General features: G+C 35.3%; 26 protein-coding genes, 1 tRNA gene and 4 pseudogenes. 17 read left to right on the top strand and 14 right to left on the bottom strand.

Annotated elements, in window-relative coordinates:
• Positions 1 to 4 precede the first annotated feature (4 nt).
• From AC1F25_RS03675 to AC1F25_RS03665, 3 genes are read right to left on the bottom strand one after another with little or no spacing between them, the layout of a single operon-like run.
• Positions 5 to 355 (bottom strand): iron-sulfur cluster biosynthesis family protein, encoded by a 351-nt coding sequence (locus AC1F25_RS03675; RefSeq protein WP_002291264.1) that lies wholly within the window; start codon positions 353 to 355, stop codon positions 5 to 7.
• Between the two features lie 32 nt (positions 356 to 387).
• A complete protein-coding gene (locus tag AC1F25_RS03670; protein WP_002306618.1) occupies positions 388 to 1,290 on the bottom strand; it encodes a glycosyltransferase family 8 protein in 903 nt (300 codons plus the stop codon).
• Positions 1,283 to 2,140 carry a glycosyltransferase family 8 protein gene (locus AC1F25_RS03665; protein WP_119364983.1) on the bottom strand — a complete coding sequence of 286 codons (858 nt, stop codon included), beginning with the start codon at positions 2,138 to 2,140 and terminating at the stop codon, positions 1,283 to 1,285. Before AC1F25_RS03665 ends, AC1F25_RS03670 begins: the two co-directional genes overlap by 8 nt.
• Positions 2,141 to 2,473: 333 nt before the next feature.
• On the opposite strand from AC1F25_RS03665, the gene AC1F25_RS03660 reads away from it, so the two are divergent.
• Positions 2,474 to 3,283: a Cof-type HAD-IIB family hydrolase gene (locus AC1F25_RS03660; protein ID WP_119364982.1), complete on the top strand. Its 810-nt coding sequence runs from the start codon at positions 2,474 to 2,476 to the stop codon at positions 3,281 to 3,283.
• 39 nt (positions 3,284 to 3,322) lie between these two features.
• The gene (locus AC1F25_RS03655) at positions 3,323 to 3,826 is read left to right on the top strand and encodes a cysteine hydrolase family protein (RefSeq protein ID WP_087063886.1); all 504 of its coding nucleotides are present in this window, start codon (positions 3,323 to 3,325) and stop codon (positions 3,824 to 3,826) included.
• 267 nt (positions 3,827 to 4,093) lie between these two features.
• Here the strand turns inward: AC1F25_RS03655 and AC1F25_RS03650 are convergent.
• A tRNA-Ile gene (locus AC1F25_RS03650) sits at positions 4,094 to 4,167 on the bottom strand.
• A gap of 172 nt (positions 4,168 to 4,339) precedes the next feature.
• Here AC1F25_RS03650 and AC1F25_RS03645 point away from each other — a divergent pair.
• From AC1F25_RS03645 to AC1F25_RS03630, 4 genes are all read left to right on the top strand, one after another.
• On the top strand, positions 4,340 to 4,663 hold the full coding sequence (locus tag AC1F25_RS03645) for a hypothetical protein (protein WP_002306612.1): 324 nt from the start codon (positions 4,340 to 4,342) through the stop codon (positions 4,661 to 4,663).
• Between the two features lie 156 nt (positions 4,664 to 4,819).
• The gene (locus tag AC1F25_RS03640) at positions 4,820 to 5,074 is read left to right on the top strand and encodes a hypothetical protein (RefSeq protein WP_002306610.1); all 255 of its coding nucleotides are present in this window, start codon (positions 4,820 to 4,822) and stop codon (positions 5,072 to 5,074) included.
• Positions 5,075 to 5,143: 69 nt separating this feature from the next.
• Positions 5,144 to 5,389: a helix-turn-helix domain-containing protein gene (locus AC1F25_RS03635; protein ID WP_002306609.1), complete on the top strand. Its 246-nt coding sequence runs from the start codon at positions 5,144 to 5,146 to the stop codon at positions 5,387 to 5,389.
• Positions 5,390 to 5,466: 77 nt separating this feature from the next.
• A complete protein-coding gene (locus AC1F25_RS03630) occupies positions 5,467 to 5,832 on the top strand; it encodes a TIGR02328 family protein (protein WP_070704618.1) in 366 nt (121 codons plus the stop codon).
• Between the two features lie 222 nt (positions 5,833 to 6,054).
• Here AC1F25_RS03630 and AC1F25_RS03625 read toward each other — a convergent pair whose 3' ends face one another.
• From AC1F25_RS03625 to AC1F25_RS03615, 3 genes are all read right to left on the bottom strand, one after another.
• Positions 6,055 to 6,642 (bottom strand): hypothetical protein, encoded by a 588-nt coding sequence (locus AC1F25_RS03625; protein WP_479994264.1) that lies wholly within the window; start codon positions 6,640 to 6,642, stop codon positions 6,055 to 6,057.
• Positions 6,643 to 7,169: 527 nt separating this feature from the next.
• Positions 7,170 to 7,370: a cold-shock protein gene (locus tag AC1F25_RS03620; protein ID WP_002293303.1), complete on the bottom strand. Its 201-nt coding sequence runs from the start codon at positions 7,368 to 7,370 to the stop codon at positions 7,170 to 7,172.
• Positions 7,371 to 7,612: 242 nt separating this feature from the next.
• Positions 7,613 to 8,104: a flavodoxin family protein gene (locus AC1F25_RS03615; protein WP_479994263.1), complete on the bottom strand. Its 492-nt coding sequence runs from the start codon at positions 8,102 to 8,104 to the stop codon at positions 7,613 to 7,615.
• Between the two features lie 162 nt (positions 8,105 to 8,266).
• Between AC1F25_RS03615 and AC1F25_RS03610 the strand changes: the two genes are divergently transcribed.
• Positions 8,267 to 8,416, top strand: coding sequence for a hypothetical protein (locus AC1F25_RS03610; protein WP_002293298.1), 150 nt, complete (start codon positions 8,267 to 8,269; stop codon positions 8,414 to 8,416).
• Positions 8,417 to 9,260: 844 nt separating this feature from the next.
• Positions 9,261 to 9,467 (top strand): DUF3955 domain-containing protein, encoded by a 207-nt coding sequence (locus AC1F25_RS03605; RefSeq protein ID WP_002306600.1) that lies wholly within the window; start codon positions 9,261 to 9,263, stop codon positions 9,465 to 9,467.
• 244 nt (positions 9,468 to 9,711) lie between these two features.
• On the opposite strand, the gene AC1F25_RS03600 is transcribed toward AC1F25_RS03605, so the two are convergent.
• The 3 genes from AC1F25_RS03600 to AC1F25_RS03590 all read right to left on the bottom strand — a co-directional run bounded on the left by AC1F25_RS03600 (position 9,712) and on the right by AC1F25_RS03590 (position 13,306).
• A complete protein-coding gene (locus AC1F25_RS03600; protein WP_479994262.1) occupies positions 9,712 to 10,713 on the bottom strand; it encodes an alpha/beta hydrolase in 1,002 nt (333 codons plus the stop codon).
• 4 nt (positions 10,714 to 10,717) lie between these two features.
• A complete protein-coding gene (locus tag AC1F25_RS03595; protein WP_479994261.1) occupies positions 10,718 to 12,631 on the bottom strand; it encodes an alpha/beta fold hydrolase in 1,914 nt (637 codons plus the stop codon).
• 168 nt (positions 12,632 to 12,799) lie between these two features.
• Positions 12,800 to 13,306 (bottom strand): cysteine hydrolase family protein, encoded by a 507-nt coding sequence (locus tag AC1F25_RS03590; protein ID WP_070873025.1) that lies wholly within the window; start codon positions 13,304 to 13,306, stop codon positions 12,800 to 12,802.
• Between the two features lie 155 nt (positions 13,307 to 13,461).
• Here AC1F25_RS03590 and AC1F25_RS03585 point away from each other — a divergent pair.
• Positions 13,462 to 13,827 (top strand): annotated as a pseudogene (locus AC1F25_RS03585) (Spx/MgsR family RNA polymerase-binding regulatory protein); the annotation flags it as partial.
• Positions 13,828 to 14,039: 212 nt separating this feature from the next.
• Here the strand turns inward: AC1F25_RS03585 and sgrA are convergent.
• Positions 14,040 to 15,014, bottom strand: a complete 975-nt coding sequence (gene sgrA, locus AC1F25_RS03580; RefSeq protein ID WP_139907785.1) for an LPXTG-anchored fibrinogen/nidogen-binding adhesin SgrA — start codon at positions 15,012 to 15,014, stop codon at positions 14,040 to 14,042.
• Between the two features lie 195 nt (positions 15,015 to 15,209).
• Positions 15,210 to 16,048: pseudogene (locus AC1F25_RS03575) on the bottom strand (CPBP family intramembrane glutamic endopeptidase).
• A gap of 184 nt (positions 16,049 to 16,232) precedes the next feature.
• On the opposite strand from AC1F25_RS03575, the gene AC1F25_RS03570 reads away from it, so the two are divergent.
• Positions 16,233 to 17,120, top strand: a complete 888-nt coding sequence (locus tag AC1F25_RS03570) for a peptidylprolyl isomerase (protein WP_002306584.1) — start codon at positions 16,233 to 16,235, stop codon at positions 17,118 to 17,120.
• A 289-nt stretch (positions 17,121 to 17,409) separates the two neighbouring features.
• Here the strand turns inward: AC1F25_RS03570 and AC1F25_RS03565 are convergent, their stop codons facing one another.
• Complete coding sequence (locus tag AC1F25_RS03565) at positions 17,410 to 18,195, bottom strand: glycerophosphodiester phosphodiesterase (RefSeq protein ID WP_002329253.1); 786 nt, start codon at positions 18,193 to 18,195, stop codon at positions 17,410 to 17,412.
• Positions 18,196 to 18,805: 610 nt separating this feature from the next.
• Between AC1F25_RS03565 and AC1F25_RS03560 the strand changes: the two genes are divergently transcribed.
• Both AC1F25_RS03560 and AC1F25_RS03555 read left to right on the top strand, forming a co-directional pair.
• A complete protein-coding gene (locus AC1F25_RS03560; RefSeq protein WP_002293281.1) occupies positions 18,806 to 19,021 on the top strand; it encodes a DUF378 domain-containing protein in 216 nt (71 codons plus the stop codon).
• A 137-nt stretch (positions 19,022 to 19,158) separates the two neighbouring features.
• Complete coding sequence (locus tag AC1F25_RS03555) at positions 19,159 to 19,644, top strand: hypothetical protein (RefSeq protein WP_479994260.1); 486 nt, start codon at positions 19,159 to 19,161, stop codon at positions 19,642 to 19,644.
• Between the two features lie 97 nt (positions 19,645 to 19,741).
• On the opposite strand, the gene AC1F25_RS03550 is transcribed toward AC1F25_RS03555, so the two are convergent.
• A complete protein-coding gene (locus AC1F25_RS03550) occupies positions 19,742 to 20,362 on the bottom strand; it encodes a hypothetical protein (protein WP_119364976.1) in 621 nt (206 codons plus the stop codon).
• A gap of 191 nt (positions 20,363 to 20,553) precedes the next feature.
• Between AC1F25_RS03550 and AC1F25_RS03545 the strand changes: the two genes are divergently transcribed.
• The 5 genes and pseudogenes from AC1F25_RS03545 to AC1F25_RS03525 all read left to right on the top strand — a co-directional run bounded on the left by AC1F25_RS03545 (position 20,554) and on the right by AC1F25_RS03525 (position 24,328).
• Positions 20,554 to 20,967 (top strand): Hsp20/alpha crystallin family protein, encoded by a 414-nt coding sequence (locus tag AC1F25_RS03545; RefSeq protein ID WP_002291922.1) that lies wholly within the window; start codon positions 20,554 to 20,556, stop codon positions 20,965 to 20,967.
• A gap of 181 nt (positions 20,968 to 21,148) precedes the next feature.
• A complete protein-coding gene (locus tag AC1F25_RS03540; protein ID WP_119365179.1) occupies positions 21,149 to 21,451 on the top strand; it encodes a hypothetical protein in 303 nt (100 codons plus the stop codon).
• Positions 21,452 to 21,567: 116 nt separating this feature from the next.
• A pseudogene (locus AC1F25_RS03535) lies at positions 21,568 to 21,804 on the top strand (hypothetical protein).
• 233 nt (positions 21,805 to 22,037) lie between these two features.
• Positions 22,038 to 23,227: pseudogene (locus tag AC1F25_RS03530) on the top strand (IS256 family transposase).
• Positions 23,228 to 23,536: 309 nt separating this feature from the next.
• The gene (locus AC1F25_RS03525; RefSeq protein ID WP_479994259.1) at positions 23,537 to 24,328 is read left to right on the top strand and encodes a TraX family protein; all 792 of its coding nucleotides are present in this window, start codon (positions 23,537 to 23,539) and stop codon (positions 24,326 to 24,328) included.
• Positions 24,329 to 24,417: the final 89 nt, after the last annotated feature.

Below are 24,417 nucleotides of genomic sequence, written 5' to 3'. Positions count from 1 at the left end.
ACGATTAGCTGAAGAAGCAGTTCTTTAATTTGATATTATAATCGAGTACTGCACTTTCATTTTCTAATGAGAAGCTGTCAAGCTGTTTATTAAAGTCCATGTTTAGTCGTTTACCGAAATAACTTTGTTCTACTTTAGATGTATAGATCTCCAGTAAAGGATGCTCGATTTTTGTTGCATACTCTCCAAATTCCGAAACAAAAGGAATGATTTGGAAAAAGCTGCCTTTTGCAAAAGCACCTTTATCCCTTAAAAATGGATCGGAATCATTGATGAGAGCGAGTGCAATTTTTGTATTTTCCCCCACTTTTTCGATTAACGTCTCTACTGCATTTTTAGACAGTGTAATTTCCATTCCTACTCCCCCTGTTCAGTTGTAGTCTTGTATTATTTAACAACTACGTCTGTTTTTTGTTGAATTTTTGCATATTTTGGATATTTAGGGAATTTAGCCACACAACGGAACGCCGTCATCCCTGCATATTTTTCGTAATATTTCTTCGTTGGTCCTTCAAAATCCTTGCTCCAAGGTTTCACATGTCCTGAGAAATGGATAATGTAAGGATTGTTGCGTGTTTCTTCGTATTCACGTTCACCTGCTGCTGTTGGATGTTTCTTTGCTTTAGCCATGATATAGCCTTGTGCATTCCAACGCGGATGAAGCGGAAGCCAACGATCATGTAAGATTGCATTTAATGCATCTTGGTCATGGAACCTTAATTTTTCTGGATTATGTTCGATGAAGTCTAATACTTTTTGCGTAATATTTTCATCTAACCATTTTTTTACATTGATCAGCATCAATCCTGAGTTGAAGTAACGCATTGATTTAGCTGGAATCTCCATTTTTTCTAATCGTTGATGGAACCCAGCGTCTTCAACAGCTGCTACGATTGAATCACCGAAGTCAAGACGCCATAATTTAGAGATATCTTGTAAAGCAATCATGTCGCAATCCATATATAAGATACGTTCAACTTCCGTGCCGCGGAACAATTCCGGAATCGCTATGCGGTAATAAGCTGTTTCTGGAATACGATCGCTGATTACTACATTTGTAAAGAATTCTTTATTGATTTTCAAAAATTCTACATCTGAATTCATTCGTGCATTTTTCACTGAGAAACGTAAAAGCTGTTTGCTTTCAAAATCGATATCGTCGTCAATCACATAGAACCGAACAAATTTAGACGGGTTGCAATTATCTAATACTGAGACAAATAACGCAGCTAAATGCGGTACGAATTTTGTGTTACAACTTGCGACTACTGCTATTTCTTTTTTATTCATTGATCTCGCCTACTTTCGTTAGAGTACTGTGTGCTAATTTTTTTAAGTATAAATTGGTATACGGATGATCTTTCAACGTATTCCAAGGTTTATCATGTCCTGTAAAATGAACGATTGAAGGTTTTTCATTTCCTTCTTTATACAGACGTTCATATTTTTCATTTGGTGCTGGGTGTCGTTCAAAAATCAAAGAAGTCTGCATGTTCCATTTTGGATGAAGTTGTTCCCAATCTTCATAAAGGACAGCATTCAAAGCATCTTGATCGTGATAAATGATTCGATCACCATTTTCACTTAAATAATGGATAGTTTTTTCTGTAATTTCTTTTTTATTCCATTGATCGATGTCAATCACCATCACCCCTGAATTGAAGTACAAGTCATCGGAATCTATTCCTAATCTTTCCAATGCTTTCACTTGTCCTGGATCGATAATGGCGCCGATCGTTTTTCCATTTAATGGTTCATCATATAGTTTTACGATATCGTCTAGCACTAACACATCTGAATCTAAGTAAAGGACTTTCTTATAATCCTCTTTAGCTAATAAGTTGGGTAAAGAAATTCTTAAGTAAGCGGTAGTTGTGATATGGTCGCTGACTAGGAAGTCTTCGTAGATATCTTTTTCCACTGTCAGGAATTGGATACTTGCATTACTTGAATATTTATTTACCGTTTCTTCCAATCCTTGTTTACTATATTCTGATAGACCATCGTCAATCACATAAAATTTTATGCGTCTTTCTTTATTGCAATTTTCTAATGCAGTTGCGATCATCACGCTCAAGTAAGGAGCATAATTTTCGTCTGAAGCAGTCACCACAGGAACTACGCCGTATCTCTTCTCCATCAAAATCACTCCTTTTTCTAATCTTTTTCTAACCTGTTCTACATCTAGAATATTCCTCATTTGGCTTTAAAGCAAAATATATGCTTTGTTTTCATTGAATATTTTAAATTTTTTTTATTACAAAATGCATTGGTAAGCGCTAACTATTTGTTTTTCATGGCTTTTTATTCAAAGGTATTGACCAAAAACTACTATATATAGCCACCTTTTTCTTAAGAATGTTTTTTGAAAAAATTCATAACGGCAAAGCAAGTTAGTTTCATTTTTTTAATTTCTCATTTAATCTTAAGGTAACAGGAAAATAGATATGTAAAAAGAAAGTAGGAAGATAAAATGAAACTAGCAGCGATTGATTTAGACGGTACCTTGCTTGATCGAAATGGAAAGATACCAGAAGAAAATATCCAGGCACTTCGGAAATTTGATGAAAATGGCGGAATCGTAACAGTAGCTACAGGAAGGAACAGCATTTCTGCTAAAGATATTTTTTCCGAATTAGGGATCGGCGGCTATTTGATTTCTTCCAATGGTTCGCTGATTGCTGAAATGAAGGATGGAAAGATGGCAAAGGTTCTCAGACGTTCGAAAATAGATATCGATACTCTGAAAAAAGCCTTCTTCTATGCTCAAGAAGCAAAAATCTCAATTATTGCCAGCCGAGAAACCCAAGATGATCAGCTGACATTCGATGAGTCAAATCTTGTCAAAGACGACCCCTATTATGAACATTTCAATCTGCAGAATCATTCTTTTGATCAAATTTTAAATATGTTAGAAGATCCTTCTCTTAGCTATCTTAAATTAGCGTTAACAGATAAGAGTGAAGAAAAACTACAGAAGTTACAAAGAGATCTGCAAGCAGACGGCATCAATTCAGTATTCTCTGATCCGCATTTCTTAGAAATCACGCCTACAGGTATCACTAAAGCTCATTCACTTGTTTTTCTGGCGGATTACCTTGGAATCGAGTCGAGTGATATCATGGCTTTTGGCGATCAAGAAAACGACATTGCTATGTTGAATTATAGTGGGTTGAGTATTGCGATGGGGAATGCACAGCGGCAAGTAAAAGAAATTGCAAACCAAGTAACACTGACGAATGAGGAAGCTGGGGTTGCTTATATTTTAAAAAACTTCTATTGAAAATAAAAAAATGACGTCATGAACGTAGGAGGAAAGAAAATGTTAGTTATTATCGATATGCAAAATCATATTCTTGATCCAAATAGCGAATTTTATATTCCAGAATCAGACCAATTGGCGGAACGCATTGCTAAACGATTAGCTAAAGCACGCAAAAACAAGGAATATATTCTATTCACACGGGATATTCCAGTCGAACTGAAGGACAAAGAAGAGGAACGGGAAGATTTGCAATCGATCCCTCTTCTTTCTCCCCAAGGAAATGAACGAGTGATCAAAAAGTATTACTTTACGATCCCCCCTGAAACTTTAGCTGAAATCAAGGAGACTTTGTTTGAAAGCAAAGAAGAACAAAAAGAGATCGAAGTGGTTGGGATCGAAACAAACTTATGTGTGCTCTCTAATTTGATAGGCTTGCAGAGTGCGTTTCCTGAAGCTGACTTTTTTGTTGATCAAACGTTAGTTTCTAGTAGAAAACATGGAGAATCTGCGTTGGAACTTCTGAAAGATTTCAATGTTTCGATCATTGAACCTAAAAAATAGACAGTCACACGTATGCTACAGTCTATTCTTTATATAAGTTCTATTATCATTTAGCAAGCAAATAAAAAAGAAAAAGCACGAAGAACTGTTTTCAGTCTTACGTGCTTTTTCTACAAAAGTATATTGGCTTTTCCATGACACCTTGGTAAACAGTGTTCTCCTGCCAACTCCTCAGTCACAAGTCACAATATTCAACAAACATGAGAAGCTGTTTTTACTTGGCTGTTCTTATTAGTTGATGCAGGGCAGCTTTTTCACAACCTCTTATGTACCTTGTAGGACTCGAACCTACGACCGGACGGTTATGAGCCGTCTGCTCTAACCAACTGAGCTAAAGGTACATCATCATGAGATATATTTTAGTTACTTTTTAACTATAGCACGAATTATAGACGCTCACAAGCTTCAAAATATAAATAATATGATATATTTATTCTTATTTACTTGACTTGAAACTTGACTATTTTTTACTTGCTTATTTTAGAAGAAATGTTATTCTTTTAAAGATTCTCAATGCTAGGAGTGATTATTTTGCCATTTATTGCGATTTTATTCGATTTGGTTGCGGCAGCAGCTTACTTTCTCCAATACAATCATCAAAGTTCAGAAGTCCTGTTTGTTGGAATGATTTTCCAAGGTGTGATCACCCTTCTCCTTCTCATCATGATAATCAGCTACAAAGGAAAAAAATATGCACGTGTCCAGACAGAAATATTTGTTAAATATGTTTCTATTCGTTACGGGATCATCATTCTTTCCTTTTTAATGAATGCAATCGTCCTCTTTTTATATGTATTGAATTACTTAAATATCAATCCATTGATTTTTTCTAGATAGATAACTTGTATTTAGCGGAACAGTTCTCGCGTATGAGCAGAGAGCTGTTCCGCTTTTTCATCGGTCTATTCTTCTTTGATTTTCCTAGCATTTCATTTGTGATGTATGCAATAACATGTTATCTTTTATTAGAAGAAACGTTGAGGAGTCCGTTACATGATTACGTTGGTTAGAGTTTTGTTTTGGTTGCCTTCGGTCGTCCTGATCGCAATTATTTTTTATCTTATGCATTGGAACAAAGAACGGCTTTATTTAGCTGTTTTGACTCTTCCGGTTATTTATTTTATGTGGAAGGTTTTTAATTACAACTACTTTGAACCTGATAGTGTTTTTGTAGAAGAATTATCAGGGTTGGTTTTGTCTCTATTAATCGTCATTCTTTATTTGATACGTTTAAATAAAAAACATTGAGTCCTATTGATTGCTTGTGTAGCTTTCTATGGTCATTACAACTATCCTATTATGATGAAAGGTGATTAAATGAGTATCGAAGAAGCTATTTTACTGGATACTTTACGTTGTCGTCTGAATTTTTTAAGAACTGGCCGATCTTTATCCCAAGTAGCTGTTTCTAGCGCGTTAAGTATTCCTTTATTCAAATATCGTAAATACGAACAAGGGGAAGAAATTCCAAGTATCATTGAATTGATCTACATCGCCGACTTTTACGATATTTCCGTTGACTACCTGATTGGTCGCTCAGAAACAGCAAGCAAACTGAAATGATTTTTTCCAGCTATTGTGCTGGTTTTTTCATTTAATGTTTAAAGTGAACAAACTATGTACAAAAAGGAGATGTATCTATGCGTTTATGGCATGAAAAATTGATTTCAAAGCTTCCTCGTCAGCAGCTTTTAGGACAACATCGAGAATGCTGTGCGTTAAGAGGAAATGGTTGGGGAAAGAAACACGCTACTGTAGATTATGTCTTCCACTATTCTCCTTATAAATTATTTCAATATCATCAACTTGTCATGGACGAAATGGAAAAGCGTGGCTACAGCCCAGCACCTGAATGGACAGATCCTATGTACCGTGGCAAATCATGCGAAGCATTTTTTGATTTGCCTACTGTAGAACGTAGCGTTCCGATTTATCCGGAACATGATGTAGTGTATCTAGCAGAGTGTTTAGCAAATTTGGAGCAAAAAGGAATTTATCTTACCTAAAAAAGAGGCTGGGATAGAAGCGTTTAACTCCAAGAAATAAGAGGTAATTCACGAAAATTGCTTTTCAAATCTTTGTGAATTTCAGCTTATTTCCGAAGGAGTTGCTTCTGCTTCCGCCGTTTACACATGTTTAGAGCGTGAGACAAAAGTTTTTCTTTACTTTTGTCCCACGCTCTAATATAACATGAAAAACTCTTCTACTCTTTACTCATCGAAAAAGTCTTAACCAACGTAGGGTAAGCTCGAATGGTGCAAGTTGATTCTCAGGTTACCTTCGTCATCACGTATAAATCCGAAAGTATATTCTACTTTTGTTTCATCACCCCTTTTCCCAGAAGTAAAGTAATATTCTCCTGATGCGATTGCTGAATCCGTATCGATGATCGTTTCATGATTGTCGAAGCGGATGTCTGTCCAAGGTTCTAACGCAAAACCAGAATCTTCGCTGATATCACCGCCAACGAAATAAGAAAGTGCTTCTTCTTTTGTTGCCCTGAATGGTAACTCTGCAGCTTTAGTTGGTTTAAAAAGCACAGCACCTTCGTCGTATGCATACAATGTCTCGATGACTTCTTCTGCTTTTTCTGTTGCTTCCTCCATACCTTCCTCGCTTGCTGCACCGATACTTATGATTGCTTCTGCCCAGCGTTCCCGTGCTTCGTCGACTTCGGCTTCTGTGATCGTCTCAACTTTTACCTCTTCTGTCGTGTCTTCAGTTGTTTCTGTTGTTGATTCAGTTGCCGAATCGGTTGTAGAACAACCTGCCATTGCTAGTGTTAATGTTGATAGTAAAAATAGTTTTTTTATCATAAGATTATCCCCCCCTGAAAACAGACTAAAATAATAACATTTCGTTTTTTTATTTTCAGTTAAAGCTTAATAATTTCTAAATGTTCTTAAATTTTATTTAAAAACTCTTATAACTTTCATAATACATAACATAGTTATTTTTAAATAAAAAAAATAAGCTCAATACATTTAAAATAAAAGACATAATTAAAATTAATCAAATAAATATCGTTATCTAAAAACAAAAAAATCCTTTTAAAATCTTACTACTATTAGGCTTTTTCGTTTTAATTTTCTTTAAATAATTATGCAAAAGTAATAGTTGATCTGTTTTTTTATTGTTTTAATAATCGATACACCACTTTATGTAAAATACTTCTCGAAAATACCTATTGACAAACAAACACAGCTATGAAATGAAAAAGCAAAGGACGAAGCAAAAAAAGCACCAAGAAAAACATCCTTCCGCCTATTCAACGATCAATGAATTTCTTCGTACAAAAAAAACCGTCTTTTCGAAAGAAAAGACGGTTAAAAGTCAATTTTTATTAAGCTTTAACAATGTTTGTTGCTTGAGGGCCACGTTGACCATCTTCAACATCGTAAGACACTGCTTGGCCTTCTTCTAAAGTTTTGAAACCGTCGCCTTGGATAGCTGAGAAATGTGCAAATACATCATTTCCATCTTCACCAGTGATGAAGCCAAAACCTTTGTCTGCGTTGAACCATTTTACTGTACCGTTATTCATAAATAAATTCCTCCTGATACGTATCAATGTACGTTTTTTCGTTGCAATAAATATTTGATAGGCAAAAGGAGTTTTATCTATGTAGATATATCGCTCAAATTACGTTTCAAAATAGATTACTTATTTAATATATCATGCTTTTTCTAATAACACAAGAATAATGCAATAAAATATAAAACTTATTGTCTTCGAATCGATAAAAAAGTTGGATAACCGCGTTTGAGCCGCCTATTGTTCTCCATTTATTTGTTTTTATATACTAGCATTTGTTTAAGTTGTCTGTTTGCTTCAGAGATTTGTTTCTTTTGATATAGTATTCCTTGTGAATCCATCACGAATCGTTTACTAATATTTTCTAGCATTCTCTCTATGCCTGGTATGGCTTCTTCTGGCGCTGCTCCTTGAACGATCCATAGTACTGGTAACTGGTGTAATGGCGCGTTTTCTGAATCAAGTCCGATTTGGAATAATTCTGTCCAACGGTCAATAAACGTTTTAAGCAGTCCACTAATATCCCACCAATAAATCGGTGTACCAATAACTACGTAGTTCGCCTTCGCCAATCTATCCATGACGGCATCAAAATCATCATTAGCTTTGACTTGACCTAATTGGGCAATATGAAAATCTACAAGATCGATCCTCTCATAATCTATTCCTTCTAGAACTTTCGCTCCCCACTTACTAGTCATACCTTCTTTGTTTGGACTTGCATTTATAAATATAGTTGTCATTGTGTTCCCTCCCCACTTTATTTTACAACATGATTGCTAAATTTTGACTTTAAACTTTCTTAACTATGAAAACCTTTCAACTGGTGATATACTTATAAATGGAATTTCGTTATCAACGTGTTCGTTGCCTTTCAGCAAGTATTTAAAGAAAGGAGAATGGCTATGACATTCTATAACAAAGATATACAATATCGAGTAACCTTGGATACGGATTTGAATCTCTTTGTCGTTTTTGACAAAGAAAATAGCAATCATGTAGCAACAGGTGTTACGATCGAACAAGCAGTGCAAGAATTAAAAAAATCTGCATAAGGAGTGGAAACCCTCATATGGACGATTCTCGTTCTTCTCTTTAAACGCATCTACTGGATGATAACAGTAGGTGCGTTTTGTGTTTTCAATAACTTCTTCTCTTCTGACAACCCTCCATCTAATTGACGATTGTATTCGACTAACTCAATCAACTAAATATTTTTTAAAAAAAGGAAGAATCCTACTATAACAGAAAAAGTAAAAAATCCATTAAAACCTAAAAAGCCATTACCAAATATTTGGTAGTGGCTTTTCGGGTTCTGTAAGGGTGGTACAGAACATCAATAGTCGGTGGGTTAGAACGTATGTTATCACATCTTTGGAGAAGGTTGTATTGGTATTATTCGAGTGACTTATTAGATGCGATAACAAGGATAGTATACAGTAGGGAAAAAATTTATTTTTTCTTTTTTTTATTAGTTTTGTTTCTTATTTTCTAAAAAATAAAAATAAATATTTGATGAATCAAGCATTCTCCGGATAAAACTGGCTTTCGAATACATATTAGGTTATCGTTTGTAATTTTATTTCACAGTTGTTATGATTGTTATGTAAAATAAAAAAGTTTAGGATACATCGATTTTTTGGGGAAATTCTTTTTGGGGGGTATCCTAAACTTTTTCTATTATTTTCTCATATTTTCCATTATTGGTCTAGACATATACTAATGAACTTCCTATCTATATGATGGATGAATCCTTTTTCATTTATCATGAGATAACTTTGCTCCAAACTTACTTATGATAGATGGATGGTATTTTTTGTTCACGTTCTAACAAACTTGACACATTTATGAATTCTTAATCTATCTATCCTATAATTATAAAAAAAGGAGGTGCTGCGTATGAAAGCTATTCATATTTCTTTGCTTTTTTTCGCTAGTGCATTGATTTTATTTGCTATTCATCTTTGCTCCCAGCCTTATATCAATAACAACGGAATATTAGTAGAACCAGCATTCTTTTGCTTACCGCTCGGTCTTTTATCCCTTTTTGCCTCCGCTGGATTCGGATTTGTTGCCTTTTTTAAACGATCGAAACAACAAATCTGACTATAAAATTTACGTAAAAGAGACCGTAAAAAAAAACATATCACCTTTCCTTATTCCGAATAAATATTTTCCATAAACAATCTTTTGACAATAGGCTGGACGTCTCTTTCGCGAGAACTGATACACGGTACCTACAAGCTCTTCAGTCACCAGTCCCACTATTCATCAAACCTGAGAAGCTGCTTAGTTCCTTCTGACTCGGAACTAAGCAGTTTCTTCACATCCTCTTTTACATCATGAGCGTTTATTCCTTGAAAAATGCTACTAATTTTTGGTATGTTTCTTGCGCTTGTTTATTACTAAAATCAAACTGATATTCATGGTTCAAGACAACATTTTTCTTCGTATAGTCTACTTTTGTGACTTTCACTCCTACTTTTTCAAATGCAGAAGCTGTTTGTTCCATTTGTTTCGTAAACGTATTTGTGTTCCCATCCGTCAAGAATGTTTTTTGCGTCCAACGGTCTGCATGTCTTGCTAAAGCTAAATGTTTGACGTCTTCTAAACGTTCAAAGTTCTTACTATCAAAATAAGCCCATCCACATTTTGCATAAAGAAAGCTAGAAATCTTATCACTTACTTGGGTAAATGCAGAAAAGTCTAGTAGTCCAGACAAAGAAACAAATTTTGTGATCTGCTTGTTCTCCAAAGTTGGATCAAGTTGATCGGCTTTTTTGATTTCTTCGTTTTGAAGTGCTAACAAATACTCTCCGCTAATTTGTGCGCCTGCTGAATCGCCACCAATCGAAATATTCGACCAATCCGCTTGCTCTTTTATCTCTTTTTTGGCTGCTTGAATGGCTTCGTTCAATTGGATAACTGGTGTAGGATGCTTTGCTTCAGGTGATCGTTCATAATCGATATTTACGACGATCTGCTGCGTGTCTGAACATAGGTATTCCAAATAATCACGACAATCGTTTTTATCCCCTACTACATATGCGCCTCCATGCATCCAGAAAAGGATGGGCAACTTTTTCTTCTCCGTTTTCGGTGTGTAGATATCCATATGATTGTTTTTGTACTTTGAAGGATAAGTTATTTCTTTATTTCTATCGATTTGTTTGATTTTTTGCTGGAAATCGTCTGGTCTGGCATATACTTGTTCTTTTTCACTTGTGTCAAATTGTTTTCTAACAAGCAAACTAATCGGCTTTGGTGTGATTTGATTAATCAAAAATACAGTGACTAAAATAACTACGATGATAACTGGCACTGCAATCACTATTCGCTTGAACCATTTCATTCATTTACCCTCTCTTTCTTCGCCAAATCCATGTGATAATCGTGCTAGCAGATAAAAATCCACCTGAATAAATGAGAAGCGAATGTTTCTTTTCCCCAGTTTTCGGCAACATTCCTTTTTTTGTATCTGTCTTTTTTTGTACTTTCACTGTCATCTGAATCGGTAGCGTATCATCACTTGATTGATCATCTCGAGGTCCATCCTTTCCCTTATTGTCTGCATTCTCTGCCGGATCTTGTTTTTTTGGTGGAACTACTGGGATTTTTTTGTAATGGTAAATAATAGTTGGTGTCGTCTCGTTAAAAACCCCTTCAGTCGGTCCTTCAACATTTGCTAATTCGTATCCTTCGAATGTCTTTTGCTCTGTCACATAATTCTCTCCATAAGCTCCGTAAAGCCGGATTTCGTCCTGGTCTTTGAGTAGACTTTTATTGTTTTCATCCACATATTTCACGTTTATCTGATCATGGAACACTACTTTCAAAAAGTCCGTTACATGTTTCGTGTAGGCAGCATGGTCAACTTCCTGTGCCTTTCCATGCCCTGCTCCTTCTACCAATAAAAGGTCTTTATATCCTCCTGCTAACTCATATAGTTTTTGCGCGTTAGACACAGGTACTACATCATCTGCCGTTCCATGGATGATCAATTTAGGCAATGAACCAGACATTCCAATCGTAGGTAGAGCGGCTGTCGGATCCAAATGCATCTCCTGATCAAAATAATATTGTTTCAAAAGCCCCATAAACAAATCTTCATGCTCTTGATCCCCAATGATGTCTAACTGATTTTTTATGGCAGGCGGTAATGCAGGGACTACTGTCTGGCTATACGTAAAACGTAGTTGTTCATCGATTGATGCAAATCCGCAATTTTCAATAATTCCTTTGACATTGACTGGGATATCTTTTGCTAATACAGACATCATCGTAGCTGCTCCCATGGAACCACCATACAGCAGGATCTTTTGAGATGGACGTTCTCGAACTTCTTGATTGATCCAGTAAAGGACATCATCTGATTCATATTGTCCATAGGTTACATAATCGCCTCCACTGTTACCAGTTGCTCTGGAATCAACAAATAATAAATTATACCCTGCCTTATAAAAATCATTGTATTCTTCTGTAACGATCCCATTATTCCAATTCCCTCTAAATCCGCCATGGATCATGACTGTTTTATCTGAACCCTGGTCGACATAGTAAGCATACACATCCATCATTTTGCCGTCTTGTTTGTTTAGTACAGTTTGATGAAGTTGTTTTGTGTTTGGATAGAAGCCTGTGTTTTCTGTAGGCGTCGTACCATCATCTGTACCTCCAAGCATTGACATCAACACACTATTTTTAGAAAAAGCGATATCATACAATAGATAAGTAGCAATCAGATGTTTGATAATCTCTTTGTCTACACCATAATCCTTACCAAAAAGCTCACTTAATACTAAACCTATTAGTCGTGCGTTAATTTCATCTACTGGTCCATTAAGTATATCTGTCATCTGTTTACCGAAGTAATTAAGATATTTCTTACCATTGAAGTTTTCGCCTTTACCGATATCATCATTTTCTGTCCCATTCTCTTTGTCACTTACTTTAGCAGAAGAGGATTTGTCGTTTGGCGTTTTTGTAGCTGTTGCTTCATCTGTTTGTTGGTTATCTGTGGTAGCGGTCGTTTCTTGATCTGTGCTAGTAACAGATGTCTCAGCCGTTGTTTCAGTACTTGTTTCTGTTTGTGAAGTACTCGATTTCGTTTCGTTTCTAGCATCAGTTGTTTCCGTGGTTTCGACCTCCCTAGATCCCGATTCGGAAAAGATACTCTCTCCATATACTGACCATTGCGGGACGTTTGTACTTACAGCAAATAAGACGACCAACGCTCCCTTTAACACTTGTTTTGTTCTCAATCGATTCACTCCTTTTTATGATTCTAGGAGAATTATATGTAAACGCAAACATTTTTTATACAAAAAACAAACGGTTTATCCCATAAAAATAGAACAGGATTATTTTCTCAATTTACGTAACAAAGCAGAATGGATAAACCAGTATCCATTCTGCTTTTCTTTAAACGATGAAACAACTTATTGCTCCAAAAATGTCAGAAATCGTTTATCCCAAATCTTTTCGTAAAAAGCGATTGTTTCCTTTGCTTTCATAAAAGGATGATCATAAGTCGTCGCTGCTCCTCTGCACATCATAAGCTGGTATCCTAATCCATGAGCAAACTTCACAGTCGTATCTATACAATACTCTGTTTGCGCCCCACATAATTCGATCGAATGACAGTCCAATTCAGTTAATAACATACTCAAATTAGTCTTATAAAATGAATTCGCATGGGTTTTTCTCACAAAATAACTGTGTTCAGGAATAGATAATTCCGACAATAGCTCCCATGGTTTTGTTTTTGGTACTAATTGATCATCTTCGTGTTGAACGAAAATAACTGGCTTTCCAATCGTTTCGTATGCTTTGATTCTTTTATTCACTAATGCTGTCACTGTTTTTAATCCGTGTATCGTCGAAGAATCAAAACATACCCCTTTTTGTAAATCGATCACTACGAATGCGTCGGCTGTGTTTGACATACGTATGCCTTCTTTCTTGATTTAATAGTATTTCTTATCTAGTTAGTTCCTTTATACGTGACAACAATTTCTTATTTTACACCTATAAATGGCACTTTTCGACTATTTCTTCATGTTATTATTTCATAAATATTTAGCTATTGGAGGAATGTATCATGATTAAATTATATATAGGTTCTAGTTGCTCGTCTTCTAGACGCGCAAAACGTTGGCTTATCACACATGATATACCGTTTATCGAACAGAACTTAATTCGTCAACCACTAACCAAAAATGAATTTATCCACTTACTAAAATTGACAAACAATGGCGTGACCGAAATGCTCTCTACTCATTCTATTAGTTATAAAAATCTTGTTCACAGAATAGATGAGCTCAGTTTGAGTGAACTATATATTGAGATTCGTACGTCCCCTTCTTTATTGAAAAAACCGATTATCTACGACCAACCTGCAAAACTTTTGACTGGATTTAGCGAAGATAAAATCAGGATGTTCCTTCCTAAAACTAAAAGAAAACAAGAGCTCAACGAACTCTTGCTTTCTGGTCATCTTGTTGATTTTAAAGAAAATAATCTTTGCGTTCCTGTTATTTCCTGTTTCCCAAATATGTTAGTAAACAAAAATAAACCTGGCAAAGCTACAACTTCGCCAGGCAATACAGCACTCTCGAATGAAATATTCACTCAAAAATCTATCGTTTTATTCAATTTTAAATCTGTTGCTTTTATTCTTTATTTCACTCGATGGAAGAGAGAACGAAAATAGCTTGCTCCTACAATCAAAATGAGTAACACACCCATCCATGTAATTAGCTTGTTTATGGTTCTACTACCAGTTTCTGGTAAATCGCTTTTTCTCTTATCTGTTTCTTTCGCTTTTTCTTGATGATCAATTCCACGAGAAACAAAATCAGACTGTTTTAGCACACTTTTTAGGTTGCTCCCTGCATTTCTCTTTTGTTCCTTAGTTGGTATGATAGGTACCAAATCAAGTTCATTATTTACTTTTCCTGTGCTGCTTTCGCTACTTGTGTTTCCTGTGCTACTTTCACTACTCGTACTATCCGTACTGCTTTCACTGCTCGTACTCTCTGTACTGCTTTCACTGCTCGTACTATCCGTACTGCTTTCACTGCTTGTACTCTCCGTATTGCTTTCACTGCTCGTACTCTCTGTACTGCTTTCACTACTCGTACTTTCTGTACTGCTTTCACTACTCGTACTTTCTGTACTGCTTTCACTACTCGTACTATCCGTACTGCTCGACGGTCCAACAACTGTCCAACTACTTGGTTTCAAATTCTCCGTAATCGTCATCTGTCCATCATAAAAAACAATCAAATCAACTTTATCTTTACTCTTGATCTCATCAATCGATAGTTCTGCAGAAATCATTATTGTATACTCAATACCAGCGGTCCATTGTACGTCCTTTAAATAAACTTCCCCAATAACCTTTTCTGAACTTCCATTACCATCCCAACCATATGTTAGAACAGCATGTATATCACTAGCATTCACGCTTTTATTTGTTTTGATCAGAATAGTAATGACTTGTTGTGTCACGTCATAAACGATCCGATCAGTTTTCACAGTAAATGAAAGATTTTCATTTGTCCGTTCATTTGCAGAAGTACTGATTCCAATCATTGCTGCAATTATACTTAGCCCAAGAATAACAAATAATACGGTCGCTGTTTTCTTCATTTCAATCACTCTCCATATAATTACCTTCTATTTGATAAAGGAATTATATAAAATGAAAATGATGAGAACACGACAGTCAGTTGTGAAAATCTAACAAAAGATGTCGTGTATTCGTTTGAATCCGTTTACTTTTTCGTTTAATCAATGAAAGACTTAAAAAAGCAAGACCGATATCAGCCTTGCTTTCTTCATCTTTTATTGATAAACAGCAGTATGTTTCTTCATTCGCTTTGTTTTATATGCATAGAGTAACAAACCAACAATCAAGACTAACAAGAATAATGTAGTCGATATAGACGCTTCAGCCCCAAAGTTTCCCCCAGTAATTATTGTGTTTTGCGATTGGACCAGAGTGGAGAAAAAACCTTGTTCTTACGTTCCGCTGACTGGTATACCTAAAATAACTCCTTGTGTCCAATTCCAAGTAATGTGAGCACCGATGGCCGTAAATAAACTTTCTGTACTGTAGATAAGTGCACTGAAAAAGCAACCTGCTAAAAAGATATTGAAAACTGCCAGAAATGTCATGTTAGGATTCAATCCGTGTAAAAGAGCAAATAATGCAGCAGATCCAATCATTGCTATTAATGGACCAAATCTAAGCAGCTGGTGCTGAAAAAAGCCACGGAATAAAAGCTCTTCGGATACCCCACTGCAATAAATAAAATAAAACTCGTGATCAGCGGCACAATATTTGCGTTTCCTGAATCTAACCGATACGCCCCTATCAAATATAATGGACTAGTAATAAGCAGAAACACTCCAATTCCACCAACGAGACCTCCCGCTAAATATCCCCAGTCTTTTCCTCGTCCAGAAATACCATAATCTTCCACTTTTTTCCCTTCTACCTTACTAGCAAGAAATAAAGCTAGTAAAAAAACAACTAAATGTCCAACCGTACCAGCAATTGCTCCAATCCATTCACTGTCTCCAAGAAACATATCCGCAAGTGCATTATTGACAAGAATTCCTAAAACAAAACCAACTAAGACTATTAAAACAGATCCAATCAATCGAATAATCCTGATCATCTTTCATCCCTCCTTTATATTAAGTGTAATAACCCTTTTCTTTCTTGTCTCGTGAAAAATATCTAAATGTTCTCCATCATAGAGAGAAAAGATTTTTACGAACTAAGAATGTCTACAGCAACCTTACGAAAATGAAAGACTGTCTGCCTGGTTCTTCTGTTAGACTGTCTTTAATAAGGAAAGGATGGGAAATTTTTTGAAAAAACAACTACTGATTATGTGCCTTTCAGGATTTGCTATTTTACTATTCTCAGGTTGTAGCAAGTCCAATGAAACAATTGCAACGTTTAAAGGTGGAACACTTACAGTTCAGGATTTTTATGATAACCCAAAAGTTAAATCAAACAATCAAACACTATTAAGAAAAATGATCGTCTTCAAAGCGTTTGATGATGTATACGGAAAAGAGATTTCTTCAAAGGAAGTAACAAAAGAATATAATGAGCAAATCAAAAAACTTGGTCCAAACTACAAGGAACAATTAAAAGCAGTTGGCCAAACGGAAGAGACATATAAGAAACTTTTGAAACAGATGCTGGCTTTCCAGTACGGTTTGAAAGCCAATGTAAAATTAACAGATAAAGATCTAGACACTGCTTGGAAAGAATTCCATCCAGAAGTTAGTACACAGATCATCCCATTTTCGACTAAAGAAGAAGCAGATAATGCAAAAAAAGAAGTAAATGAAGGGGAAAATTTCTCCAAGCTTGTTCAAGCTTATGGAAAAAATAAAACACTAAAGGAAACTGATGGAAAAATGAAATTTGATTCAACCAATCCAGGGATTCCTACTGAAGTAAAAAAAGCAGCATTTCAATTAAACAACGGGGAAGTTTCTGATATCATTCCTGTAACAGATCCAACGACTTATCAGCAAAGCTATTATCTAGTAAAAATGGTAAAAAAACAGGATAAAGGTGCCAATAAAGATAAATACAAATCAGAGCTAGAAAAAATCGCCACGGAAACAAAAACCCTTGATACGGAATTCATGGATAAAACAATCCATAAAGTGATGAAAAAAGACAATGTAACTATTAAAGATCCTTATGTAAAAAATATATTCAAATAAACAAGTTTGACCCGATTGGGGATGTGGCAAGCAAGTTTCGGAAATTACTTCTTATTTCTTAAAGATGAACACTTCTGCCACGACCTCATGCGGGTTATTTTTTTCCATACCAAAACAAGTTCCATACCAAAACAAGTAACTGAATTTATCACAATCATATCAATATAAAATAAAAAAGAAGTTTTTTTATTTATGAACATGCTATATAAAAAAACCTAAGTCAACTTGACGACCTAGGTTCAAAAATGGATATAAAGATGAATAATTACATAAAATGAATATATTATGTTTATAAATCACTAGGATTGATTTCATCCGTTTCTACGATTGGAACGGATGATTTTTTTAACACTTCAAATCGTTTAACGTCATTTACCCCATACACTTGATACTCGATTCCAGATTTATTTAGTTTATTGATTGTTTCTTCTGTAGCAGCATCATTAGATACTGAGAGCAACGCTTTTTTATAACTTTTTACTTGTTCAATCTCATCTTCAAGTTTATTTTTTTGGTCATATAACCAAGATACTGTGCAGTCAGGATGATTCTTTACGACTTCGTCTCGGATCTTTTTATCCGTCAGTACAAAAAATGAACGTTCATACACACTATTTTGTTTTAGCGTGTTTACGATGTCATTAACAAAATGTTCATCCTGCCAGTTTCCTTTTGAACCATCCACGTTGACAATCAAGTTATTTTTTTTGATTTCCTTTACGGCTTCTTCAAAAGTAGGTATCTTAACTTTTTTATTTACGTATTCTGGATAGTTTTTCGTATCTAAATTAAACTTCTTTAGTTGTTTGATCGTGTATGTCTCTGGTTTCCCCGTTCCATCTGTTGTTCGATCCAATGTGTCATCATGCATCAAAAAATTCACGCCGTCTCTACTTGTCCGAACATCAATCTCGACTGCTTGGTAGCCTAATATTTTTGCTTGATGGATACTCTCCACCGTATTCTCAGGCGCAATAATGTGTGCGCCACGATGAGCCACTAAGTAAGTACCTTCATGTTCCAACCAATTATTTGCTAATGAAACACATCCTGTTAATAAAACAGTGAATAGCATTACTATTCCAATCTTTTTTTTCACTTGCCAAATCACCTCAAAAACAAGTATAGCAAACTTAAACCTGTTTAAAAAGTTATTTTAAAACGAGCTAAAAATATCCCTTATGGACTTTTTCTTCTTGTTCTGTTATACTAAAGAAACACGAAAGATATTTTTATGCGACACTTTTCATTTGTTTTTATGAAATTTATTCAAAACTGGCGTAACTTCAGAGTTACAAGGATGTATTAGAGGTTAGGGAATACATCGTTTAAATGAGAAATAAGTAATAGTTAGTAATAGTCACCGAAACTTTAAATTAATGAATATTGAATCGTCAGATAGCCTTCTCGAGTTTTCGAGAAGGCTATCGTTTATTTTATGGATAAGTGAGTCCGCAAGTCATTCCTCATCCCTCATCGGAGCTCATCAAGTATTTCTGACTGTCAATGTTGAAAATCAGACGTTTTGTAAGTCTATTTCTTTTTTTGATTGAAGGCATTATCTGCGATACCTTTACTTGTTTTTCCTCTTTTTGCATCATTTGCTAAAATCCCTGAGCGTTATATAAGCAATGTTTTTCTTTTTGATATATAATTGTTTTATCATTTAAGAAAGGAGAATTCTAATGAAAACTTTAGATGCTATTGCATTAACTTTATTGATTGTGGGAGGGCTGAACTGGTTGTTGGTAGGCTTGTTCGAATTTGATTTAGTAGCTATGATTGCTGGTGGTTCAACAACTATTTTTGCGAAGATCATTTATATCATCGTAGGTATTTGTGCGATTTACTGCTTGAAATTTTTCCCTATGATTACTAGAAAAGTTGATGAAAGATATTAGAAAGCTATAATTATTAAAAAAGCAATTATCTTCATGAACCTTCCCATTAGTGGGAAGGTTTTTTTATTTGAAGTCATCTGATTCCACATGGAAAGTGGTATACTGAATCAAGATAATCTATTTTAGGAGGTACCATCATGAATAAAGGGATTTACGTAGGATTGTTAGGGGTTGTACTACTTTTTTCAGCCTGTGGAAATGCTACAAAGAATTCTATCAATGAATCTTCACTAACCAATTCAACACCTGTGGTCGGTTCAACTAAAAGTACTTCTACTGCTTCCATTACTAATACTTCTACTAATAATGTAGATTCTCAATATAGCCAATCAAGCATTCAGTCGTCTACCATTTCTTCAACATCTGAAATGCAAGAAAGAACTGAACCTTCTCTTCCATTGGAAAACTCTGATGAAGCACTTCTATTTCTTATTGCCCATCGTTTCGAATTACAAAGTGAAGATATCGTTACTAGCTTTTATCAAAAAATCGATCAAGATTATTTGTTCACGACTTCTAGCAAGCAGACTCGTGCCCAAGGAGGATCAGGAAGTGTCGGTTTCTATCGAGTTTCCCCCGATGGAGTGATCTTGATTACTGATGCGTACGGCACACCGTTTTGATGATATAGAAAATTTCACATTTCTGTCTGTTCATTGTGTGTTTTAACGCTATTTTATTTTGAAAAACGCGAACGAGTATCTCAATCGTTCGCGTTTTCTATTTCAAAATTCTCTGGTACGTCCCATTTATTCGCCACCATTTTTTGTCAGATGCAGTCATACGATATAAGTGACCATTTGCGTCAACTACATAGTTTGCTACAGCTACTTCTTCCATAAAAATATCTACTTCTACTTCTCTAACTTGATTGATACGAACGTCAAACCAATAATGGTTAGCGCTTACAATAGTGGGATCTTCTAACTTCAAATGATAGTATGCCCACTTCTCTACTTGCTCTCTTGTTAAATTTGTGGTATCTACTTCGCTTTTTGTCAGTTGTGTAATAAAATTAGTCGCCGGATGGTTTTCTAAATCCAATTTTTCTACATTTGGGTAAAAGAATTTGCTTATTATAAAAAATGACACGATGATGATTCCTGCTATACAACATGTGTAATAGACGATTTTTCTTCTACGGGTTTTACGTATCGTTTTTATTTGGTAATTTCGCGCTTCTCGATCTCGCCATTTTCGTTGCTGCAAAGCTGTTTTTTCTTTTTCTAAAAGATAGCCGAGTTCACGTTTCTTTTGTGGATTGCTTGTCCTAGCGATTTCTAATTCTAAATGATAGATTCTGCTTTCTTCTCGCCAATAGGGATTTGTGGTTTTTGCCATATTTTCTCCTCTCTAAATTATTTTCTTACTATTATTCTAGCAAACCCTTTCTCAAATTAGAAAGATAACCTTTGTAATTCACTAGATGAAACATTCACAAAGACAAGCGTTATACTTGAATTTTTTTCAAAATAGAGTTATTACATAAATAGGGATAAATAAAAAATACTCTATTGAAAGGATGATCAAAAATGGCAAATGTACCTAGCATTCGCGACATGTTCCCTGATTTCAATGATGTGTTTAGTCCAGCGTTCAATGATTTTTTAGGTGTTTCAAGTTATCCAAAAGTAGATTTAGTTGAAAACGAAAAAGAATACAAACTAACAGCTGATATGCCTGGCTGTGACAAAGAAGACACGACAGTTGAATATTCAGACAATACTTTGACGATCTCCGCCAACCACGAGTCCCATACGGAAGATAAAGAAAATGGCAACTATGTACGGAAAGAAAGACATTCGGTCTCTTACAAACGTTCATTCTATCTTCCTGATGTTGATGAAGAAAAAATCACCGGAACCTTTAAAAATGGTGTACTGAAATTAGCATTACCTAAAACGGCGCATCATCCAAAAGAAACGAAAAAAATTGAGTTAAACTAAGAACTTTCGCCTCTCAATAAATGAGAGGCGATATTTTTATTTTTGATAAGAACAAGTGATTTCTAATTGAAATTTATAGTTATTCAGAACTAATTCAATAATCCTAATTAAAATTTCAAACGATACAAAAAAATATTTTGTTTTGGCGATAAAGATGGTATGATCTCTCTTGGTAAAAAATATGGGAGTTGATCATTTGATTGTCTTAAGTAAACTTTTATTTTGGATACCATTCATCATAATGACCAGTATTTTCTTTTACTTATTCAAAAAACCGAACAAATACTTACTTTTATCTGCTTGTCCGATGATTTATTTTATCCATAAAATCAGAGGCTTTTATTATTATGACTCTGGTATTTCATTGTTTTACTACGAAATCGGTTTATTAGCTTCGGCCATCTTTTTCATTTGTGTGTTAGGATATTTCAGAAAAAATAAGCTTCCAGTCAAAATTGGCTGGAAGTTTTTTATTTTGGCGTAGAACTTTTCATTTGATATTCATACAAGTTGATCCATTTTTCTATTATTAAGTACATACCATTGTTACTCTTTGAATGTGAGGGATAAAGAATAAAAGGAGCTGGTATTTTGTTAGCTATGAGTAAAGCTTTATTTTTACTTCCCTGCACATTCATGTTTATTGTTTTATGTTACTTCAAAAAGGGGGGAAAATGGTGCTGGATCGATGTTTTGCTGTTTCTTCCCTTTTTTCCGCTTATTTATTTTCTGGAAGAAATTTAGGATGACATGGCATGTGATTCTGCTTTTCTTTTTAGTCATTCCTTGGGGCCTATGCTCTCACTTATGTTCTTTGCCATTGTGCTATTTTTTTGAATAAAAAATAATGTATAAACACGTTTGTCCCAACTAATCTTGTAACTTGATTTTTTGCATTAAAACCAAATAAAAAGATAAAAAAGTGCGGTATTTCGCACATTTTTATTATAGATAAACGTTTAGACAAATTGGATTAGAGAGTGTAAAATATTTTGTGTAAATAGAAAAAAGGAAGTCCCTTCTGTAGAATAGAGTTACCACAACACATTCACAGAAAAGAGGACTTCCATATGAACGATTTTACTACAGAAATTCTAAAGACTCTAGCGAACAAAGGCGATTTGAATGAATTATTCCGTGTCCATTTGGAAAAAGCTGTCAATACGCTTCTCAAAACGGAGTTAACGGCTTTCCTCGATTACGAAAAGTACGATCGCATTGGTTTTAACACGGGTAATTCTCGTAACGGCTCCTATGACCGTACGGTCAAGACCGAGTACGGGGAACTTTATCTCCAGATTCCGCGCGACCGCAACGGCGAGTTCAAGCAACAGACTGTTCCTGCTTATAGACGGACGAATGATACCTTAGAGGAGACCGTCATTCACCTCTTCCGAAAAGGTATTACCATGTCGGAAATCGCAGACTTGATTGAGAAAATGTATGGGCATCACTACACGCCCCAAACCATGTCCAATATGACTAAATCATTTACGGAAGAAGTCACTTCATTTAAGGAACGTGAGCTTCATGACCGTTATGCCGCTATTTATATGGACGCAACCTATATCCCTTTAAAGCGGAAAACCGTCGCCAAGGAAGCCATTCATATCGCAGTTGGCATTCGCCCGGACGGATCAAAGGAAGTATTGAGCTATGCGATTGCACCAACTGAATCGATCACGATTTGGGAAGAGATTTTAATAGACCTCCAGGAACGTGGCGTGAAAAACGTCCTCCTTTTCATCACGGATGGCTTAAAGGGGGTGGCAGGGGCCGTGAGCGGTTCTACCCCAAAGCCCGTTTTCAACATTGCTGTGTGCACGTTTCCCGTAATATCAGTCACAAAGTGCGTGTCGATGATCGTAAGGAAGTCTGTGATGATTTTAAAATGGTGTATCAAGCGTCATCTAAAAAGGCGGCATTGGAAGCACGTGGTGTTTTTGCGGAAAAATGGAAAATCAGCTATCCAAAAATGGTGGAATCGATCCTTTCGAACGATTACCTGCTCACTTTCTATGATTTCCCATTAGCCATACGCAAGACTATTTACTCTACGAACTTGATTGAATCCTTTAATAAGCAAATCAAGAAATACAGCCACCGCAAGGAACAGTTCCAAAATGAAGAGTCGATGGAACGTTTCTTAGTCTCGTCTTTTGATACTTATAACCAAAAATTCCTAGGTCGCAGTCATAAAGGTTTCCAACAGGCCGAAGGCGAGCTCGAACAAATGCTGAGTCAACCGATGGAGAATTAGAAACAATCTACAGTAGGGAGGAACCATTTACACAAAATTATTGACGCTCCCTTGGATTACTTTTAGGTTCGTGATACATTGGCATAGAAATTATTTGCAAATTATAAGTTTACATCATTTAATTATAGTTACATACTATTTTCCCCCCCTCATTCTCTGATATTCCAAAGATAATTTCTACTTTGTTTTGATTTTTGCAGTGATTCACATGACAAAAATGTTCGACTTTTCGATTGTATTTCTTACTTCAATTCATTAATAATGTGATTGTCACTTGTTTCCTTTATTTAATCATTAGGAGGGGAAAATTTGAATACTGTTCGTTTGAAAAGAGGACTTTCTACCTTTGACTTGAAAATTTTAGGGATTACATTGATGTTTGTCGATCACATTCATCAAATGTTTTATCCGTTTGGTGTCCCCGACTGGCTGGATTGGTTTGGTAGACCAGTTGCTACTTTGTTCTTTTTTATAAGCGTTGTAGGCTTCTCACATACACATGATAAAAAGAAATATATGCAGCGGCTTTATCTCTCAATGCTTCTTATGGCCTTTTTTACTTATTTTTTAGGTAATATCGTTCATTATGATGAAGTAGTATTAATGAATAACATTTTCAGAGATCTGTTTATTGGTACGGTCATGATGTATGCAATCGATCTTTTCACTGAGGGAAAAAATACAGGAAGTTGGAAAAAGATTGTTACAAGTATTCTCTTATTCATTTTACCAATCTTGCTCTCATTATTTATCCCGTTGTTATTTTCTAGTCCTGTTATCCTTCAAAGCAAAGTTGTTTTTATGCTGATTACATCATTTTTACCTGCACTGCTTTTGGCAGAAAATAGTTTTATGGTTCTTTTGATTCCTTTGCTTTATTTAGCAAGAAATCATCGTAACATTCAATGTGTCATCATTTCGATTGTTGCTGGAATATTCTTCTTTTTAGGTACGACCCAGTGGATAATGATCTTTTCAATCATCCCAATCTTGCTATATAACGGACAAAAAGGAAAAGGAATAAAATATTTCTTTTATATTTTTTATCCGGCACATATTGCCCTATTATATTTGCTGTCTGCCTTTTTATATAAATACTAGACTGATGAATGACCATTTCGATTCAGTTCCTGTCTTTAGTCTTTTTTACCCATTCCATGTTACAATCGCTTTGCAATCGATCTCAAAAA

Source organism: Enterococcus sp. M-BR2 (assembly GCF_056612775.1).
This window is presented reverse-complemented; position numbering and strand designations above follow the sequence as displayed.

Coding starts and splice junctions, on each gene's coding strand:
- AC1F25_RS03675 (WP_002291264.1), bottom strand. CDS start 355: ATGGAAATTACACTGTCTAAAAATGCAGTAGAGACGTTAATCGAAAAA.
- AC1F25_RS03670 (WP_002306618.1), bottom strand. CDS start 1,290: ATGAATAAAAAAGAAATAGCAGTAGTCGCAAGTTGTAACACAAAATTC.
- AC1F25_RS03665 (WP_119364983.1), bottom strand. CDS start 2,140: ATGGAGAAGAGATACGGCGTAGTTCCTGTGGTGACTGCTTCAGACGAA.
- AC1F25_RS03660 (WP_119364982.1), top strand. CDS start 2,474: ATGAAACTAGCAGCGATTGATTTAGACGGTACCTTGCTTGATCGAAAT.
- AC1F25_RS03655 (WP_087063886.1), top strand. CDS start 3,323: ATGTTAGTTATTATCGATATGCAAAATCATATTCTTGATCCAAATAGC.
- AC1F25_RS03645 (WP_002306612.1), top strand. CDS start 4,340: ATGCTAGGAGTGATTATTTTGCCATTTATTGCGATTTTATTCGATTTG.
- AC1F25_RS03640 (WP_002306610.1), top strand. CDS start 4,820: ATGATTACGTTGGTTAGAGTTTTGTTTTGGTTGCCTTCGGTCGTCCTG.
- AC1F25_RS03635 (WP_002306609.1), top strand. CDS start 5,144: ATGAGTATCGAAGAAGCTATTTTACTGGATACTTTACGTTGTCGTCTG.
- AC1F25_RS03630 (WP_070704618.1), top strand. CDS start 5,467: ATGCGTTTATGGCATGAAAAATTGATTTCAAAGCTTCCTCGTCAGCAG.
- AC1F25_RS03625 (WP_479994264.1), bottom strand. CDS start 6,642: ATGATAAAAAAACTATTTTTACTATCAACATTAACACTAGCAATGGCA.
- AC1F25_RS03620 (WP_002293303.1), bottom strand. CDS start 7,370: ATGAATAACGGTACAGTAAAATGGTTCAACGCAGACAAAGGTTTTGGC.
- AC1F25_RS03615 (WP_479994263.1), bottom strand. CDS start 8,104: ATGACAACTATATTTATAAATGCAAGTCCAAACAAAGAAGGTATGACT.
- AC1F25_RS03610 (WP_002293298.1), top strand. CDS start 8,267: ATGACATTCTATAACAAAGATATACAATATCGAGTAACCTTGGATACG.
- AC1F25_RS03605 (WP_002306600.1), top strand. CDS start 9,261: ATGAAAGCTATTCATATTTCTTTGCTTTTTTTCGCTAGTGCATTGATT.
- AC1F25_RS03600 (WP_479994262.1), bottom strand. CDS start 10,713: ATGAAATGGTTCAAGCGAATAGTGATTGCAGTGCCAGTTATCATCGTA.
- AC1F25_RS03590 (WP_070873025.1), bottom strand. CDS start 13,306: ATGTCAAACACAGCCGACGCATTCGTAGTGATCGATTTACAAAAAGGG.
- sgrA (WP_139907785.1), bottom strand. CDS start 15,014: ATGAAGAAAACAGCGACCGTATTATTTGTTATTCTTGGGCTAAGTATA.
- AC1F25_RS03570 (WP_002306584.1), top strand. CDS start 16,233: ATGGGAAATTTTTTGAAAAAACAACTACTGATTATGTGCCTTTCAGGA.
- AC1F25_RS03565 (WP_002329253.1), bottom strand. CDS start 18,195: ATGCTATTCACTGTTTTATTAACAGGATGTGTTTCATTAGCAAATAAT.
- AC1F25_RS03560 (WP_002293281.1), top strand. CDS start 18,806: ATGAAAACTTTAGATGCTATTGCATTAACTTTATTGATTGTGGGAGGG.
- AC1F25_RS03555 (WP_479994260.1), top strand. CDS start 19,159: ATGAATAAAGGGATTTACGTAGGATTGTTAGGGGTTGTACTACTTTTT.
- AC1F25_RS03550 (WP_119364976.1), bottom strand. CDS start 20,362: ATGGCAAAAACCACAAATCCCTATTGGCGAGAAGAAAGCAGAATCTAT.
- AC1F25_RS03545 (WP_002291922.1), top strand. CDS start 20,554: ATGGCAAATGTACCTAGCATTCGCGACATGTTCCCTGATTTCAATGAT.
- AC1F25_RS03540 (WP_119365179.1), top strand. CDS start 21,149: ATGGGAGTTGATCATTTGATTGTCTTAAGTAAACTTTTATTTTGGATA.